18 protein-coding genes are annotated in these 17,019 nt (G+C 46.3%); 17 read left to right on the plus strand and 1 reads right to left on the minus strand.

Annotation, left to right across the window (positions count from 1 at the left end):
- The first annotated feature begins 1,089 nt into the window (after nucleotides 1–1,089).
- The 3 genes from ACJJIS_RS16845 (at nucleotide 1,090) to ACJJIS_RS16855 (ending at nucleotide 2,403) form a co-directional block, all read left to right on the plus strand.
- On the plus strand, nucleotides 1,090–1,479 hold the full coding sequence (locus ACJJIS_RS16845) for a hypothetical protein (protein WP_475708616.1): 390 nt from the start codon (nucleotides 1,090–1,092) through the stop codon (nucleotides 1,477–1,479).
- A gap of 58 nt (nucleotides 1,480–1,537) precedes the next feature.
- Nucleotides 1,538–1,888, plus strand: coding sequence for a hypothetical protein (locus ACJJIS_RS16850; protein ID WP_475708617.1), 351 nt, complete (start codon nucleotides 1,538–1,540; stop codon nucleotides 1,886–1,888).
- Between the two features lie 143 nt (nucleotides 1,889–2,031).
- Nucleotides 2,032–2,403 carry a hypothetical protein gene (locus ACJJIS_RS16855; RefSeq protein WP_475708618.1) on the plus strand — a complete coding sequence of 124 codons (372 nt, stop codon included), beginning with the start codon at nucleotides 2,032–2,034 and terminating at the stop codon, nucleotides 2,401–2,403.
- Between the two features lie 300 nt (nucleotides 2,404–2,703).
- On the opposite strand, the gene ACJJIS_RS16860 is transcribed toward ACJJIS_RS16855, so the two are convergent.
- Nucleotides 2,704–3,141, minus strand: coding sequence for a DoxX family protein (locus tag ACJJIS_RS16860; protein ID WP_475708619.1), 438 nt, complete (start codon nucleotides 3,139–3,141; stop codon nucleotides 2,704–2,706).
- 113 nt (nucleotides 3,142–3,254) lie between these two features.
- Between ACJJIS_RS16860 and ACJJIS_RS16865 the strand changes: the two genes are divergently transcribed.
- The 14 genes from ACJJIS_RS16865 (at nucleotide 3,255) to nuoK (ending at nucleotide 17,019) form a co-directional block, all read left to right on the plus strand.
- A complete protein-coding gene (locus tag ACJJIS_RS16865; protein ID WP_475708620.1) occupies nucleotides 3,255–4,124 on the plus strand; it encodes a LysR family transcriptional regulator in 870 nt (289 codons plus the stop codon).
- A gap of 426 nt (nucleotides 4,125–4,550) precedes the next feature.
- On the plus strand, nucleotides 4,551–4,955 hold the full coding sequence (locus tag ACJJIS_RS16870) for an ACT domain-containing protein (protein ID WP_475708621.1): 405 nt from the start codon (nucleotides 4,551–4,553) through the stop codon (nucleotides 4,953–4,955).
- A 108-nt stretch (nucleotides 4,956–5,063) separates the two neighbouring features.
- Nucleotides 5,064–5,537 carry a CYTH domain-containing protein gene (locus ACJJIS_RS16875; RefSeq protein WP_444935068.1) on the plus strand — a complete coding sequence of 158 codons (474 nt, stop codon included), beginning with the start codon at nucleotides 5,064–5,066 and terminating at the stop codon, nucleotides 5,535–5,537.
- Nucleotides 5,538–5,634: 97 nt separating this feature from the next.
- Nucleotides 5,635–5,955, plus strand: a complete 321-nt coding sequence (locus tag ACJJIS_RS16880; protein WP_444914550.1) for a hypothetical protein — start codon at nucleotides 5,635–5,637, stop codon at nucleotides 5,953–5,955.
- A gap of 901 nt (nucleotides 5,956–6,856) precedes the next feature.
- A complete protein-coding gene (gene ndhC / locus ACJJIS_RS16885; protein ID WP_444906223.1) occupies nucleotides 6,857–7,270 on the plus strand; it encodes an NADH-quinone oxidoreductase subunit A in 414 nt (137 codons plus the stop codon).
- An 18-nt stretch (nucleotides 7,271–7,288) separates the two neighbouring features.
- Nucleotides 7,289–7,936, plus strand: a complete 648-nt coding sequence (locus tag ACJJIS_RS16890) for an NADH-quinone oxidoreductase subunit B (protein ID WP_282934025.1) — start codon at nucleotides 7,289–7,291, stop codon at nucleotides 7,934–7,936.
- 36 nt (nucleotides 7,937–7,972) lie between these two features.
- Nucleotides 7,973–9,778 (plus strand): NADH-quinone oxidoreductase subunit C/D, encoded by a 1,806-nt coding sequence (nuoC, locus tag ACJJIS_RS16895; protein WP_444914552.1) that lies wholly within the window; start codon nucleotides 7,973–7,975, stop codon nucleotides 9,776–9,778.
- A 145-nt stretch (nucleotides 9,779–9,923) separates the two neighbouring features.
- Nucleotides 9,924–10,490 carry an NADH-quinone oxidoreductase subunit NuoE gene (gene nuoE, locus ACJJIS_RS16900; protein ID WP_475708622.1) on the plus strand — a complete coding sequence of 189 codons (567 nt, stop codon included), beginning with the start codon at nucleotides 9,924–9,926 and terminating at the stop codon, nucleotides 10,488–10,490.
- Nucleotides 10,468–11,742 carry an NADH-quinone oxidoreductase subunit NuoF gene (nuoF, locus tag ACJJIS_RS16905; RefSeq protein ID WP_475708623.1) on the plus strand — a complete coding sequence of 425 codons (1,275 nt, stop codon included), beginning with the start codon at nucleotides 10,468–10,470 and terminating at the stop codon, nucleotides 11,740–11,742. The genes nuoE and nuoF overlap by 23 nt, the downstream gene beginning before the upstream one ends.
- Nucleotides 11,743–11,797: 55 nt before the next feature.
- Entirely contained in the window at nucleotides 11,798–14,641 is a 2,844-nt protein-coding gene (gene nuoG / locus ACJJIS_RS16910; protein WP_475708624.1) for an NADH-quinone oxidoreductase subunit NuoG, read from the plus strand.
- A 2-nt stretch (nucleotides 14,642–14,643) separates the two neighbouring features.
- Entirely contained in the window at nucleotides 14,644–15,600 is a 957-nt protein-coding gene (nuoH, locus tag ACJJIS_RS16915) for an NADH-quinone oxidoreductase subunit NuoH (RefSeq protein ID WP_475708625.1), read from the plus strand.
- A gap of 31 nt (nucleotides 15,601–15,631) precedes the next feature.
- The gene (gene nuoI, locus ACJJIS_RS16920) at nucleotides 15,632–16,150 is read left to right on the plus strand and encodes an NADH-quinone oxidoreductase subunit NuoI (protein WP_282934031.1); all 519 of its coding nucleotides are present in this window, start codon (nucleotides 15,632–15,634) and stop codon (nucleotides 16,148–16,150) included.
- A 37-nt stretch (nucleotides 16,151–16,187) separates the two neighbouring features.
- A complete protein-coding gene (nuoJ, locus tag ACJJIS_RS16925) occupies nucleotides 16,188–16,697 on the plus strand; it encodes an NADH-quinone oxidoreductase subunit J (RefSeq protein ID WP_413664586.1) in 510 nt (169 codons plus the stop codon).
- A gap of 4 nt (nucleotides 16,698–16,701) precedes the next feature.
- A complete protein-coding gene (gene nuoK, locus ACJJIS_RS16930; RefSeq protein ID WP_444892930.1) occupies nucleotides 16,702–17,019 on the plus strand; it encodes an NADH-quinone oxidoreductase subunit NuoK in 318 nt (105 codons plus the stop codon).

Raw genomic sequence — 17,019 nt, forward strand, 5'->3', positions numbered from 1 at the left:
ACAAAACAAGCGTACCTATAATGGCAATAAGTAAGGCAAGCTCTATGAATTCTATTGCGTACGTTATCTTGACTGATGCGCGGTAATGGTGGAAGAAATTTACTACGTGGTACTTGGGAGATCGCGAATCAAATCTTGGATGAAGTTTTGCTCCATTGAATAATCGCCTTCTCTTTGAATATATCGGGAGAAGGTTCCGAAAATACTTGCGAAGAGCACCTTGTTGCATTCTCAACAGCGTTCATAGTTAAAGTGATCGCTATCATTAATCAACTAATGGTAGATACGAGTACCACCTCCGACATCATCGGACTACATCCAGAAATGAAGTATAGATAACAACGGGAAAGTAGAGAGAAAAAGTTGGTCTAGAAGACCAGCCGTAGTATGAGTATGAAAAGGGATGAAACCTCAACCTCTGACAGAAGACGAATATCTAGCAAAACAAGTTGAGAAACTGCATAAGGAAGTTGATTCTCCAAAAAAGTGCGACACGTTTCTAAAAGCTGAAAGATTTACATTCATTGCCCACAAACAACGGCACTCTGGTACCATATACCTGTATAGATATTCAATTACGTCCTCTCACGTCTTTTACAAACAGCTTAGCCGTGAGGAGAGCATGCGAGACAGAGAAAACCGTCGAATTACGGGGTACCTAACCCCAATGTAATGGTAGTTATGCAACCCAAAATTTGGGTAGAGCAGAAAGTTAATGATGCACGAATAAACCACAAATGCGTTGAGTTCCATAAGAGTGAGACTGAAACCTTGTGTAAAGCAGTAAGTATCTTTCGTTAACTCTCTTTACTGGGATCTCTTATATTAGGGTTGAAAGTTTATAAAGAGAATCAAGTATACCGACTGAGCTAGACTCCTAATGGACAAGTGATGTGTCCTTCCTTAAGATCAATATGAAAAAATGACCACATAAGATGAATATAAGCTAGCGTCTACTTTACCGGTGGAGGCTTTATGTAACAGGACGTGCAAAAGGCGTAAGTAATCCTATGAATCGACGCAAGCTATTATCACTAGTTACCACTTTGAGCATCTTAATTGGCTTAGTCTTTGTCGCAACACGCCTCTATGAACCCAAATAAAGCTGCTAAGAGCAGCTCAAAAATCAGAATAGATTTGTCCGAGATCCCAGAGGCTGGAGCACTAGAAGTCGATTATCAATGGTATAAAGCTCTTGTGGTCAAAAATCCTGAAATGACAGTTTTCGTAGTGCCCTACTCCGATGGGACATATTGGTTACCAGACCCCACCTGGGAGCGCCCTTTTCTGCCATGTAACAAATTTCTCATTCGAAAAGATGGCTTTTATTGCAAAGATCCCATCCTCCATGAAGGTTGGCATGAACAAGCTCAATGGGATTCACAGGGGAGCAATAAAGGTACATGGATGCCCGATCTACAAAAGCTAAATTTTAGGGTTCAGGGCAAGTACCTAGTACTAAGCCCAGAGTACAACTAATTACCAAAAAATCAATACAGCTGATCGATTAAAGTGTTAGGAATAAAAAATAGCTATAATGAAAAACGTATTTTTACCTATGGTTTTAATTCTATGCTCCTGTTCGTCAAGTATAGATGAAGACAGCATAAATATAGAAGCAGCGACTGAGTCTTTGGAGCGGCTATTATTAAAATGTGCAGAGAAAGGGGAGTATTTTTCTAGCGAGGTAGAACATATCGAGCCCATTGGAAAAAGACATTCCTATTGCGACCAAAGTGGTGCTTATATCAAATATGGTAGTGTATTCGTTTCAGAGTACGGTTTGTATATGCCTGCAAAGGGAGTCACTGTTGTAGAATCTGATGGCTCTGACCCCAGCTATAAAAAAATCCATGAATCTGTCTATAGCTACAAAATTCGAGGATAAAGTGCCTAACTGACCAAGCAGGCGGCATGAGGGTAAATCAGGTGGAGTATATTTTAAGAGCAATGGAAACTACTACTTAATGAAAACTAAAAAAGTAGATAGCCTGCTAGAATCTTACAAAACAGTGCGTTTTCCAGGATACTATGCGTATCGTTCTGATTATTTTAGTAATAGCTACTGCTATCAGTTGCGCAATTCAGGTACCTTATGAAGGTGACGACAACCTTACCAGAAGCCTGTTAATTCAAACTTGGAGTAGGCCCGGAGAACATTGGACCTATCAAGAGGGAGAGAAAGGCGAGTTTAATACATATATTGGCCACCCACACTTTCCGCTCACTTATGATTTTGTTTGGTCTATAGAAGACTCTGTGCTGTATGTAGAATACGATCAATATTATGAGAAAGAACAAAAAGAATATACGTACAATATCCTTGAGCTACAACAAGCACGCATGGTCCTTGAGCCTTTATACGGAGGGCGTAAGATTGTCCTCAATGTATCTAATTTTTAAAAAGAATTGCCAGCAGACCCTGAAAATTTTATTGGAGGCAAATCGAGGCTAACAGATAGAGACTCCTGAGTGTAAATGCAATGCTTAAATTCTTCAGGACACTCACTCGACCGACAGCTAATACGGCCTGAACCGGTTACCTCATCTTCCAAGGTATCCTGAAGAGTGTCAGGTAAGGCTATTTTCCCAGTGATCCAACATTAGCAACCTCCATAAAACTATATTCCTGTTGATTGCTACTCTTGTCAGATCAATCAACGGAGTAAGCCGACATATTTCTATCCAATACACCGTAACTGGTCATATCTTATTGGCCTCTGACATTGCTCTTTGCGGTGAGGAGATATTATTTCTGACTTCCTCATCAGAAAAATTAAGGCGAGTCAGTCTCGCATTCAAGGTTATAACAACCGCTAAAACGGCTAATAGGACAGTAGCTGGTAAAGCGGTGCTGAGCGCTTGCCCGGCCAGTAGGTGCGATCCCGAAGCCCCGATCAGAGCGATGGAGAAGCCTGCATATCCCCACTGTTTAAGTGTTTTGAACTTTGGTTGGAGAATTGCAATCGCGCCAATCAAATAGGCGATTCCTAAGATTTTCAACAAATAAAGCGGGTAGCCTAAATCAACCGTTGCCTGAACAATGGCTTCCTTCCCTGTTAGTTTGGCCATGCCTGATATCATCATCAGCACCGCGAACATAGATGAGGCCACGTAAAAGATGACTACCTGTTTTCTCATGAAGGGAACCCTATTTCGTTAAATGACGAGCACAGACTAGGTGTTCCCTTATTGCAGTTATATAGACAAAAAGGCAAACTTATATTGCATGAATGCAACATCAGGGTAATGTCATGGATTGGAACGATTTGAAGGTCGTTATCGCGCTTGCAGAGAAAGGAACCTTAAAGGCGGCTTCTAGTCAGTTGAATGTTAATTCAACCACTGTTTGGAGGCGGATCCAGCAGCTTGAAAGCGAGCTTTCAACGCAGCTATTTATTGTTAGTCGTCGCGGCTACCAACTGACTGAGGCGGGGCGAACTGTTTTGGATAGTGCCAAGCGAATGGAGTCATTGGCCGATGGCATCCTCATTCAAAGTTCTCTGCAACATGACAAAGTTCAAGGTTTAATTCGTGTTACCGCACCCTCAACAATGGCAACGACCACTTTGCCCGAGTGGGTTAGTGAATTCCGGAGGTCATTCCCCGACGTTGAGTTTGAGATCCTTGAAAGTGAGCAGGCTCTGGATATCGAGCATCGCGATGCGGACATTGCCATTAGGGCAAGTCATACAGCACCGGAAAACCTTATTGCACGTAAAATGAGAGATGTAAACTTAAGCATCTATGCTTCTGAAGACTTTTTGAAAGTTAGTGGGTATAACGCTCCTTTCAAGTTGTCCGAAATTGAACGCTTAACAGCTATTGACTACGTGCACTTAGACAACCCAGCAGTGCACTGGTATCAGAAACGAATTAAACACAACGCTAAATCCATACATTGTAATTCTATCACTACAGCATTGAACGCTGCGCTTAATGATCAAGGGATAGCGTTGTTACCAACTGATGACTCATACGATCTAGTTGAACTCTATCAACTGGACGCTAAATACAACTCATCCTTGTGGATTCTGGCTAATAAGGATCTGAGAAACACAGCACGTATCAAGGCTTTTTGGGACTTCTTAATTACTAAAATGGAAAGTTATAAAGTTCAATGATTTGCATATTCCTATGCATGGAACTATCAGGGGGAGATAAAATCCTATGTATGACGATATGTTACAACACCAAAGGTTCCTCTATCTCTTCTTCATTTTCTTGTCATCTTATTTTTCTGCCTAAAGCCCAAACCTGACTATGCAATTTACACTTAATAGGTTTCTGATAAGTCCCCGTTTATGCGGCCCTTGATAGGCTGGCTATCAAACAATATGTTACAAATCAAGGACTTAGGTTACCATTGAATATGGGCTTTCATTTTCCGCTAACAAAAAGGAATTCAGTATCAGAATCAGGCAAGAACAACCATACAAAGCCAAGCACGATCACAAGAACAAGTATTTGTTGGACCACCACCATTTTGCAGCCATGCTCCATGTTGATTGGCGCTTGCTGTACAAGTAAAAATATGGAATTTTCAAGCAATGTCAGGAATTATAGAATTAGAGCGTCTTTTGAGCGAAATGAATCCCGAACTTATTGAAGATGAATTTGTATTTTGCACTGTTTCAGGCTCATTAGCTCAATATATTGAATGGAACCCACTTGCGAGCTTAAACGAAAAAGAAGGATTAACACTTGTCTTAACAAAAGATATCGCAAGCCGTGAGGGGTTGCAGTTTAAAAATACTTATAAACAAATAACTTTAACCGTACATTCTAGTTTAGAGGCTGTTGGATTAACAGCCGCTGTTTCAAACAAACTGGCTTCTAAGGGTATTAGCGCAAATGTAATTGCAGCATACTTCCATGACCATATTTTTGTACAATCTGAAAAAGCAAGGGAAGCGTTGATTGCATTGAAAGAAGTCGGCAAGAACAGTTTATAAGTGCTCCAACAAGGGCATATACTGGCTGACTACTACGCTACGTTTCAGATTTTGACCACCTCGTATATGCCTATTAAGCAAGTGTTAAGATTTTAGGGTTGAGAAAGTATGGCAAAGGAAATTGAGCGGAAGTTCTTAGTTGATAAAAAGGCTATTGCTTCTTTTACAGGTGGAAAGAGAATCAAACAAGCCTATATAAGTACGGAGTCCAAAGCTGTAGTCAGAGTTCGCGTAATCGGAGATCATGCATATCTAACATTGAAAGGTGAAAGTAAAGGAATTACACGGACTGAGTTTGAGTATCCAATATCCTTTGAAGACGCAAATGAAATGATTGCGGAGCTATGTGATGGTCCCCTCATAGATAAAACGAGGTTCATAGTAGAACACGAAAAACACACTTGGGAAATAGATATCTTTCATGGAGATAATGACGGCTTGATTGTTGCTGAGGTCGAGATGCAAAGTGAATCTGAGAGTGTGGAATTGCCGGAGTGGATTGATAAAGAGGTTACTGGAGATCCAAAGTATTACAATTCCAATTTATTAGATTTTCCATTTAAAGATTGGTACAAATCATAACTAGAATGTGCACAATATTTACATATGCTTCGTTGAGCTAATCACAAAATAAATTCTGTATGCCCTCGGCTCAGCGAGGCATCATGAGTAAATCACTATGAACCCAGCCATAGAAGAATTAAAAAGATATTTAATCGAGCTAGAATCGGTGAATGACTTTGAATCGATAGAACTTAAAGCTGAACATATTGGCATTTTAATTCAGGTAAAGTCGGCGATAGGACAGCTTGAACTATGCGAAAAGTATGGCATCAGTGCAGGTTCACTAGTAAGTAGTTTACCCAAAACTGAAAATCCAAATTTTTGCTACTTAGTGGTAAATGAAAACGAGTCGTCCAACCCTGATAACTGGGAGGAAGCTATCTTCGAAGGACAGAAAATTCGATTTAGTGGTGGTGACCTTGTAATTCGCAAGTAATCTACACATAGCAAATCATTGTCGCCAATCAACAAACTGCTTATATATTACAATTCTTATAGAAGTTAAGCTCTATATACCTACGCCGAAAGCATGCCTAAAAAGAGACTAAAAGTTACTCAGAAGCAAGCGATGACTACCACCACAATAAGAGCAATTTGCTTATTAATTTTGGCTTTAGGAATCACATTCCTCTTTGGCATTATAAAAATCCACAACCCCGATGTAAGCTTTGAAAGCTCAGATGGCCATTGGGGTGACTCTGAAGTTCAGTTTAAGGGGCGAGATTATTCCGTGATAGAAGAAGGGTTCCGTAGGTACAAGCTTCAATGTAACGCAAGCGATGTGTACCTTGTTAGAAATACCGAGAAGAATTGGATAAATGTACTTGCTTGGCCAAACTACCTCACTCATAACAAGTGGAAGGTCCCATACAGAACCGCAAGTGGAGTGCACTATGATGGAATTATTAGGTGCCAAACAAATCAATAACATCACATTCTAATTCCAGTACAGCGTATCCCTAAAATACCGATCTGCTTTTAATCAGAGGAATAGTTTAATAGCAATAGGACCCTCCTTCATCTTCTGAAAACTGGCGCACATTTTCATTTATTCAGCTGTCGCAAGACATTACATAACCCTACCGAATAAAAAGTATACACATAAGAATTAAACGTTCCTTCGCACCACTGGCGCTATCTCCCGCAACGATTTATAAATCAGACAAGCGAATAGGATTACCGACAACTAAAAAATTTCTCAGAAAAGCAATAATCGTTTTTCAAATTATCTCTTCTTGCGTGAGAGCACCCTCAAAATCAGAATTCTTGATTTGCCCTTTTACTGCAAGACCAGTGATTGATACGGGCTTCGCCCGCAGAAACATGGGAGAGCGAAGTTGAATTACCCGGATCAGTTCACTCCTCAGATTTGGCCATTGATTGTTTATTGTCTGGCCGTATTTGCCCTAATTACCTTAATGCTCAGCCTTTCCTATTTTCTCGGTCAGAAACGCAGAGACCCGGCTACCGATGAGCCCTATGAGTCGGGTATTGTTTCCCAGGGCAATGCGCGTCTGCGCCTCTCTGTCGCCTATTACCTTGTTGCCATCCTGTTTATCGTCTTCGACCTGGAGGCGATTTACCTGTTTAGCTGGTCCATCGCATTTTATGAAACTGGCCTGCTCGGGTTTATCGAGGCCACCGTATTTATCGTGATACTGCTGGTGGGGCTTATTTATCTGTGGCGCCTGGGTGCACTTGACTGGGGCGGATACCAGAAGAGTTTGGAGAAACGCCAAAAACCCCAATAACAACAATGAGAATTCATAATGCGCTGGAAGCTGAGCAAAGCCGACGACCTGATTGCTACCGAACACGGCAATCCTTCTGAAGAAATAAGCACTCAAGATTTAGAAAAAAATATTCTCCTTACCAAACTCGAAGAACTGGTTTCCTGGGGCCGTTCAAATTCCCTATGGCCATTTAACTTCGGGTTGTCCTGTTGTTATGTAGAAATGGCCACCGCCTTCACCAGCCGCCACGACATCTCCCGCTTTGGCGCTGAGGTCATCCGTGCAACCCCGCGACAAGCGGATTTGATTGTAATTTCAGGGACGGTTTTCCTGAAAATGGCACCAGTGGTACAGCGACTCTACGAGCAAATGATCGAGCCCCGTTGGGTCATCTCCATGGGTTCCTGCGCAAATTCCGGCGGTATGTACGATATCTACAGTGTGGTTCAGGGGGTCGATAAGTTTCTCCCGGTCGATGTTTATGTGCCCGGCTGTCCACCACGCCCAGAGGCCCTACTGCAGGGATTGACCTTGCTGCAAAAGTCGGTGGCTGCGGAGAGACGAGCCTTCAGCTGGGTTGTGGATGATCAAGGAACTCACAAGGTTCCAAAGCCCAGTCAGCGTGATCTCCATAGGGAGGAACGTATGAAAGCTGACATGCTACGTGCGCCCGACAGTGTTTAGGCTTCATGGAATAAGAAAAAAACAACGGAATAGCCAATGACTGGCGTAATTGCGAAAACTGTCCACACAGCAACTCCCTACAGGAAAGCAGCAGAGGCATTTATTCGGGATCTCGACACCGGATACAAGCTTCACTCGTTCTGGTGGCAGCCACACTGTGATGATATGCCCACACTGTGGATCGAGAAACATGCCTTGATCCCTCTTTTGCTCTTTCTCAAGCGGGATATCGCCCAGCCATTTGAAATGCTGTATGACCTGAGTGCTATCGACGAACGGCTGCGGGTCAACCGTGGGGAGGGAACCGAAAAACAGCCTTCCAGCGATTTCACCCTGGTATATCAACTACTTTCATTTACCCGCAATTTATTTATCCGTATCAAGGTGGCTCTTCCCGAGAGTGATCTGAGCGCACCGACTATTACTGCCGTTTGGGAGAATGCCAATTGGTATGAACGGGAAGTGTGGGATCTATTCGGTATCGACTTTCCAGGTCATCCCCATTTACAGAGAATCATGATGCCGCTGACCTGGAAGGGGCATCCACTGCGCAAGGATCACCACGCCCGAGCTACCGAAGTCGACCCATTTAGTCTGTCAGAAGAGAAAGAACGCAAAGAACAAGACGCCCTGCTGTTCCGGCCGGAAGACTGGGGCATGGCCAGGAGTAATGAAGACTCAGAGTTTATGTTCCTCAACCTGGGCCCGAATCACCCCAGTGTACACGGGGTATTCCGTGTAGCCCTTCAGCTGGATGGTGAACAGATTATCGATGCAGTGCCAGATATCGGTTACCACCATCGCGGTGCGGAGAAGATGGCCGAGCGCCAGGCTTGGCATACCTATGTGCCCTACACTGACCGTATCGATTACCTCGGCGGTGTCATGAACAACCTGCCCTATGTGATGGCACTGGAGCAACTCGCCGGCATTAAGGTCCCTGAACGCGCACAGATGATACGGGTGATGATGTGCGAGTTCTTCCGCATATCCAGTCATCTGGTATTTTTTGGCACCTTTGCCCAGGACGTGGGACAGATGTCTCCCGTGTTCTATATGTTTATTGATAGGGAAAAACTGTTTGGAATAGTTGAGGCCATTACCGGCGGCAGGATGCACCCGGCATGGTTCCGTATCGGCGGTGTAGCGCAGGACTTACCCCAGGGTTGGGACAAGATGGTGCGGGAATTTCTCGACTATATGCCCGCACGCTTAGCCGATTACGACGGCATGGTGATTAAAAATAAACTCCTGCAACGCCGCACCCGCGGCATTGGTGTCTACGATACGGCGGAGGCGTTTGAGTGGGGGGTTACCGGGCCAGGCCTTCGTGCCACGGGCCTGGATTGGGATCTGCGCAAAAAGCGCCCTTATAGCGGCTATGATCAGTTCGAGTTCGAGATTCCCAGCTACGATGGTGGGGACTGTTTCGACCGCTGCCGGGTCCGGGTGGACGAGATATGGCAGAGTCTGCGGATTATCCGCCAGTGCCTGGAAAATATGCCGGCAGGCCCTTATAAGTCGGACCATCCTTTGACTACCCCTCCGCGAAAGGGGCGCACCATGGAGGATATCGAGACTTTAATTCAGCACTTTGTGAATAACAGCTGGGGACCGGTAATGCCAGCCGGCGAAGTGTGTTATCCCATTGAGGCCACTAAAGGAATCAACAGCTACCAGATCGTTAGTGATGGGGGGACCACCTCATACAGGACCCGAATTCGCACCCCTTCATTCCCACACCTGCAAATGATTCCGTTAATGTCCAACGGACTATTGATTGCTGACCTTATTGCCATTATTGCCAGCATCGACTTCGTCATGGCGGATGTGGACAGATAACAATAAAAAACTACGGCACGCGCAGGGCCGTACAGCAGCGGAGTAGAAAAGTGCACGGAAATACACCCAGCGTTTCAGTCATCGCACACACAGATGGCAGCAGCGCCTCAATGAAACCTCCGCAAGTTCTATCTCGGGGGCGACTATGTCCAGCTTACTAGAACCGGAATTGATTGAAGTAATGGAGCAAGGCAATAGCAATTCAGCAGACAACCTGGCGACCTTAACAGTACAAGAAAAAGAGGAAATTGATCAGGAAGCCACCCACTACCACGAAAAAACTTCAGTGGGGCTCGAGGCGTTGCGGATTGTACAGAAACATCGCGGCTGGATTTCCGATGAGAGCCTCCAGGCAATTTCCAATTATCTGGATATTCCCGTTGCAGAACTTGAGAGTGTCGCCACCTACTTCCAGTTGATTTTCCGCCAACCAGTAGGCAAGGAAGTGATCTACCTGTGTAAAAGCTCCAGCTGCTGGATTATGGGTTGCGATAATTTGCAGAAAAAAATATCTGAGCGCTTAAATATCCAGCCTGGAGAGACCTCCGAAGATGGGATTTTCACCCTGCTGGAAACGCCCTGCCTGGGAGATTGTGACAAAGCCCCAGTCCTTATGCTCGGCGAGGAGATGCACCGCCATTTGGATGAGAAAGGTATTGATGAATTAATCGATAAGAAGAAAAAATACCATGCTGACAAATCCGCTGACTAAAAATATTTCCAGTGAAAATATTGCCGCCACTATAGAGCAATATGTGGAAAACGACGGCTACCAGGGCTGGCGCAAAGCCATCACCATGGTACCGGACGATATTATCAACGAAGTAAAAGATGCAGGCCTGCGCGGACGCGGTGGAGCGGGGTTTAACACTGGGCTGAAGTGGAGTTTTGTACCTAGGGGTGAAGATTCGCCCAAGCAGAAGTACATCGTCTGTAACGCCGATGAAATGGAACCCGGCGCCTTCAAAGACCGATTGCTAATGGAGCGAGACCCTCACCTCCTTCTTGAGGGAATGGCTATAGCCGCCTATGCCATTGGCGCCTCTCACGCCTATATTTTTATTCGTGGTGAATACCACCTGGCTGCAAACCGGCTCGAACAGGCAATCGATGAAGCCAAGCAGCAGGGCATGATTGGCGAAAATATTTTCGACAGTGGCTTTAATCTGGAGATCTGCCTGCACCGCAGCGCCGGTAACTATATCTGTGGTGAAGAAACCGCACTGCTAAACGCCCTTGAAGGCAAGCGGGCCATTCCCCGCGCCAAGCCCCCCTTTCCACAGGTCAGCGGGCTTTGGGGCAAACCCACTGTCGTTAACAATGTAGAAACCTTGTGCAACCTCCCCCATTTAATTAGCCACGGCGTGGAGTGGTACAAAAACCTTAGCCAGGGTGACGATGCGGGAAGCAAAATATTTGGTGTTAGCGGCAAGGTTAATAATCCAGGGGCTTGGGAACTCCCAATGGGGACGCCCATTCGCGAAATTATTGAACAACATGCCGGTGGCATGAAAGATGGCCTGCAACTGAAGGGCATTCTTCCCGGTGGAGGATCGACCGACTTCCTCGGCCCGGACCACCTCGATCTTCCCATGGATTACGACGTTATCGGCAAGGCCGGCAGCCGTATGGGGACCGGCACGATCACCGTGCTCGACGATAAAACCTGCCCCGTAGGCCTGGTACTGAACTTGACCCAGTTCTTTGCGCGGGAATCATGTGGCTGGTGCACCCCCTGCCGGGACGGCTTGCCCTGGGCCGTCAAAATTCTGGAGAGAATAGAGTCTGGCCAGGGGACTAAAGAAGACTTGGAACTCCTCAGGGAACAGTGCGAGCGTATTGGCCCCGGCAATACCTTTTGCGCCCTGGCTCCCGGCGCTGCAGAGCCTATACAAAGCGCGTTAAAACTCTTTGAGCAGGATTTTATCGACCATATTGAAGGCGGTTGTTGCCCCTATAAATAAATTAGCGCGACAACCCTGCCCCTGAAAGCATTAATAAAAAGAAAATGGATTTCAAATGCCAACCATCACAATAGACGGTAATAAATACCAGGTTGATGGAGATCAAAACCTGCTCACTGCCTGCCTGTCCCTGGGTTTGAATGTCCCCTATTTTTGCTGGCACCCCGCCATGGGTTCTGTTGGCGCCTGCCGCCAATGTGCGGTTATCGAGCATAAGGACAGCGAAGATCAACGAGGCCGGTTGATTATGAGCTGTATGACCCCGATAAAAGACGGCGGTATTTACAGTGTCAGTTCAGAAGCTGCGAAAGATTTTCGCGGTTCTGTGATAGAAGACTTGATGACCAACCACCCTCACGATTGCCCGGTTTGTGAGGAGGGCGGCGAGTGCCACTTACAGGATATGACTGAAATGTCCGGTCATACCATGCGCCGCTATCAGGGTACCAAGCGCACCCACCGAAACCAGTATCTCGGCCCCTTTATCAATCACGAAATGAATCGCTGTATTACCTGCTACCGGTGTGTCAGGTTCTATCACGACTATGCCGGTGGCGAGGATTTACAAGCACTGGGTCGCAATCACCAAGTCTTTTTTGGCCGCAATACCGAGGGCATGCTGGAAAATGGTTTTAGTGGGAACCTTGTCGAAGTGTGCCCCACCGGAGTATTTACCGATAAGACTTTCAGCCAGCACTTTGTCCGAAAATGGGATTTGCAAACAGCCGCCTCAGTCTGTGAACACTGTGCCGTGGGTTGCAACACCGCGCCTGGAGCGAGGGAATCCGGCAACAACCAAGACCCGATGTTGCGTCGTGTGGTCAACTTATATCACCACGATATCAACGGCTATTTTCTCTGTGATCGGGGGCGCTTTGGATACGAATATGTCAACAGTAAGAGCCGGATAACCCAGGTACTTTCTGCGCGCAAAGATGATGTGATCAGCTCTACAGCAGAAACTGATGAACGTCTGCACAAAGAGGTTTCCCCCAAGGACGCGGTGTTCTCACTTTCAGAAAAACTCGCATCAGCACAGAGAGATGAGCATCGCTTAATCGGCATTGGCTCACCTAGGGCATCGCTGGAAAATAACTTCGCCCTATTAAAGTTTGTAGGACGGGATAACTTCTTCTCTGGTCTCAACCAGCGGGATATGCAGCTACTACACCTTGTCGATAGAATTCAGAGCGATGCCAATATCCACAGCCCGACCATCCCTGAGATAGAAAATTCAGATGTTGTATTGATACTCGGAGAAGATATCTACAACACAGCCCCCAGGGTTGCTCTGGCAGTTCGCCAAGCAGCACGGAGCCGCCAAAAAGAACAAGCTGAATCATTAAGAATACCCTTGTGGCAGGATGCTTCCGTTCGACAATTAGAGGGTGAACCCAGTCCGATTATTTTTATCGGCACTGAACTCAATCAGATCTCAGATATTACCTGTAAAGCGATCTATACCCTGCCGGAACAGGCTGCCCAAATCGGCCAGGCAATTGCCAATAATATTCTGGAGGTTAAAAGCAACAAAACTTCACTGAGTCCAGAGAATCTGGAGGAAGCTGAAAGAATCTCAGCAATATTAACTGCGGCCAAGAACCCAGTGATCATCTCTGGAACCAGCAGCAAAAATATCCACCTTACCCACAGCGCAGCCAAAATCGCCAGTGCACTGGCAGAAAAAAATGGCAAACCTACTTCTCTATACTTGTGTTGTGAAGAGGCTAATAGCTTGGGAGTTATTCAACTGTTTGAGCCCGAAACCGGTTCCCTTGAGCATCTGATCACTGAACTCAAGAATGACAAAACCAATATCGATAAAACCCTAGTGATTCTGGAGAATGACCTCTCCTTAAGAATCGCGAGTGAAGAGTTAAACAGTCTGTTTGCCAGCATCGACCATATTATTCTGCTGGACACCCTGCTCAATGAAACCGCCAAACATGCCGACTTAATCTTTCCTGTATCCGCAACGGCCGAATCCCAAGGGACATTTGTTAACAATACTGGTTTGGCACAGCGATTTTATGCGGTCTATGAAGGCACTGGGTATATCCAGGAGAGCTGGCGCTGGCTGGTAGATGCCGCTGGTTTTTGCACAGAACACTCCGAGAGTATCGACACTATTATCAATTGGAATCACTGCCCGGATATCACCGATTCCCTGGCAGAAAGTGTTGCTTCACTCAAGGTCATCAAAGATTTAGGGCCGGATGAAAACTTCCGGATTGACGGGCTCAAGGTTGCTCGACAGACCGCTCGCTACAGTGGGCGCACGGCTATTCACGCAGAGGAACATGTCTCAGAAGAGCCCCCACACCAAGACCCCGATGCTCCTATGAGCTTTAGCATGGAAGGTGTGCACAATCCAAACCGATCACCGCTGCAAGCCAATATCTGGTCTCCCGGATGGAACTCCAACCAATCGATTTTCAAGTTTCAGCAGGAAGTGGGTGGCGAACGCCGTGGTGGTGCCTCGGGTAAATATATCCAGCGGCGAGAGCAAGCACTATCGGAGTGGTCCTTGCCCACAGCCTCCGATGGCGATACAGATAGCGAGAACCACAGTCTAGCGACACTGCCGATTTACCGAATGTTTGGTTCGGAAGAGCTCAGTAACCGCGCAATGGCCATCGCTACAGTGATCGATAAGCCATTCTTTACTTTAAATCGCGGTGATGCCGAAAGTGCCAACCTCAACCAGGGAGACACAGTGGCATTAGACACCAATAGCGGTGTATTCCGGGGCAGTGTGATTATCTCCGATAGCCAACCTTCGGGCAGCCTGGGTGTGCCCTATGGTCTTCCAGGGCTTGAAACTCTTGCCCCCGTATTACCGGGTGGCGCCAATCTGTTGCCAGTGGAAGAAAGCTCCACAATCGGGCAAGAGGACTAATTATGAGCACAAATATCTGGATCATATTGCTCAATATTTTCGGCGTATTGATAGTTACCGTGCTGCTAGCAGCCATTTTAACTTGGGGCGAGCGCCGCCTATTGGGCTTTTGGCAAGATCGTCCGGGCCCTAACCGAGTAGGGAAATTTGGCACCCTGCAAGTTATTGCAGATATGATCAAGCTATTCTTTAAGGAAGACTTCACTCCGAAATTTGCAGATATTCCCGTATTTGTACTGGCACCCACTGTAGTTATGGCAACCATGTTGATTGCCTTTGCCGTAGTGCCCATATCGCCCAATATTGGGGTCACCGACCTGAATATCGGTTTACTGTTTGTGCTGGCTATGAGTTCTATTGCGGTCTATAGCGTAATTCTTGGGGGATATGCATCAAATAATAAATATGCTCTGCTCGGTGGGCTAAGGGCTGCCGCTCAAACCGTGTCCTATGAAGTATTTATGGGTTTGAGCCTGATGGGCGTTGTTATGCTCTCAGGCAGTTTCAATCTGCGCGAGATTGTTAATGCCCAGGCAGGTGGTTGGTTTATCATCCCTCAATTCCTGGGTTTTATTGTTTTCTTTATTGCCGGTATTGCCGAGAGCCGCAGAACTCCATTTGATCTTCCGGAAGCTGAGCACGAACTGACAGCGGGATTCCATACCGAATACTCCGGTATGAAGTTCGGCATGTTCTTTGTAGGTGAATATCTGGCAGTGATTCTAATTTCAGCGCTAATCACCACCCTGTTTCTCGGTGGATGGCACGGCCCCCTACTGCCCCCATTTATCTGGTTTTGCCTGAAGACTGCCATTCTGGTTGGTGTGTTTATTCTTTTAAGGGCGGCGATTCCACGCCCCCGCTATGACCAATTAATGAAATTCGGCTGGAAGGTCATGCTACCTCTGGCCCTGATCAATCTACTGGCTACCGCAGCAGTACTTTTGTGGACTGCCTAGAAAATTAAAATAAGCGTGCGAGGCCAAAGAAATGATTTCAAGCCAAATTCGCAGCATGTGGTTGGTATTTAAACACCTGTTCCGGAAGAACGTTACCGTACAATACCCCGACCAAAAGCCCTACTTGGCACCCAGATATCGCGGCAGGATCGTGCTCACCCGAGATCCCAACGGTGACGAGCGCTGCGTTGCCTGTAATCTCTGCGCCGTTGCCTGCCCTCCTGATTGTATTTCACTGCAAAAAACAGAAGATCCTGACGGCCGCTGGCGTCCCGAATATTTTCGTATCAATTTTTCCCGCTGCATTATGTGTGGGCTTTGTGAAGATGCCTGCCCAACCTATGCCATTCAGCTAACACCTGACTTTGAGATGTGTGAGTACGACCGGCAAAACATGGTGTACGAAAAGGAGGATCTTCTAATCAGTGGCCCCGGTAAGTATCACGACTACAGCTTTTATCAAATTGCAGGAAAGGCCATCTCAGGAAAGGACAAGGGCGAAGCTCAAAATGAGGCCGAGCCCATTAATGTAAAAAGCCTAAATCTCTGATTTCAATAAGGCTAATAACTAAAAAGAGGTTTTCCCAGTGAATTACATTTTCTACTTAACCGCTGCGGTTGCCATTGTCTCAACCGCCATGGTTATCTTTCACAAGAACGCGGTCCACGCGCTACTTTATCTTGTCACTTCACTTTTATCGGTTGCCGTTATTTTCTACCAGTTTGGCGCTCCCCTGGCAGCAGCTTTGGAAGTTATTATTTATGCCGGCGCCATCATGGTATTGATTATTTTTGTCATCATGATGCTCAACCAGGGAGACGCTTCAGTTGCACAGGAGCAAGCCTGGTTACAACCCCACACCTGGATTGGCCCAGCCCTTCTATCAGCCATTTTGTTAATCCAGTTACTTCTGCTGGTTAGTAGCGGGCAAATTCCTTCAGAGCAAACCTATCACTATATCGGGCCCAAACAGGTCGGTATCGCACTTTTTAGTCATTACGTTCTCGCTGTCGAACTGGCTTCAATGCTGCTCTTGGCAGGGCTTGTTGGAGCTTTTCACCTCGCCCGACACAGAAGAACAGTTAAACCGGAGTGAAGCTATGCCTATCGAATCTGCACCTGGTTTGGAGGCTGGCGTGCTGTTGGCCTCCATTCTGTTTTGCTTGGGGTTAGCCGGATTACTAATCCGAAGAAATATTATTTTTATGCTGATGTGTATTGAAATCTGCACCAACGCCGCAGCATTAATGTTTGTTGTCGCCGGCGCACACTGGGGCAATGCTGATGGGCAGGTGATGTTTGTTTTTGTTGTCACCCTGGCCGCTGCCGAAGTAGCCATTGCACTGGCGCTGGTCTTGCAATTCTATTATCGCAAACACACGGTCGATATTGACCAGCTCAATGGATTGAGGGGTTAA

The organism is Microbulbifer maximicatervae (SeqCode), from assembly GCF_056231245.1.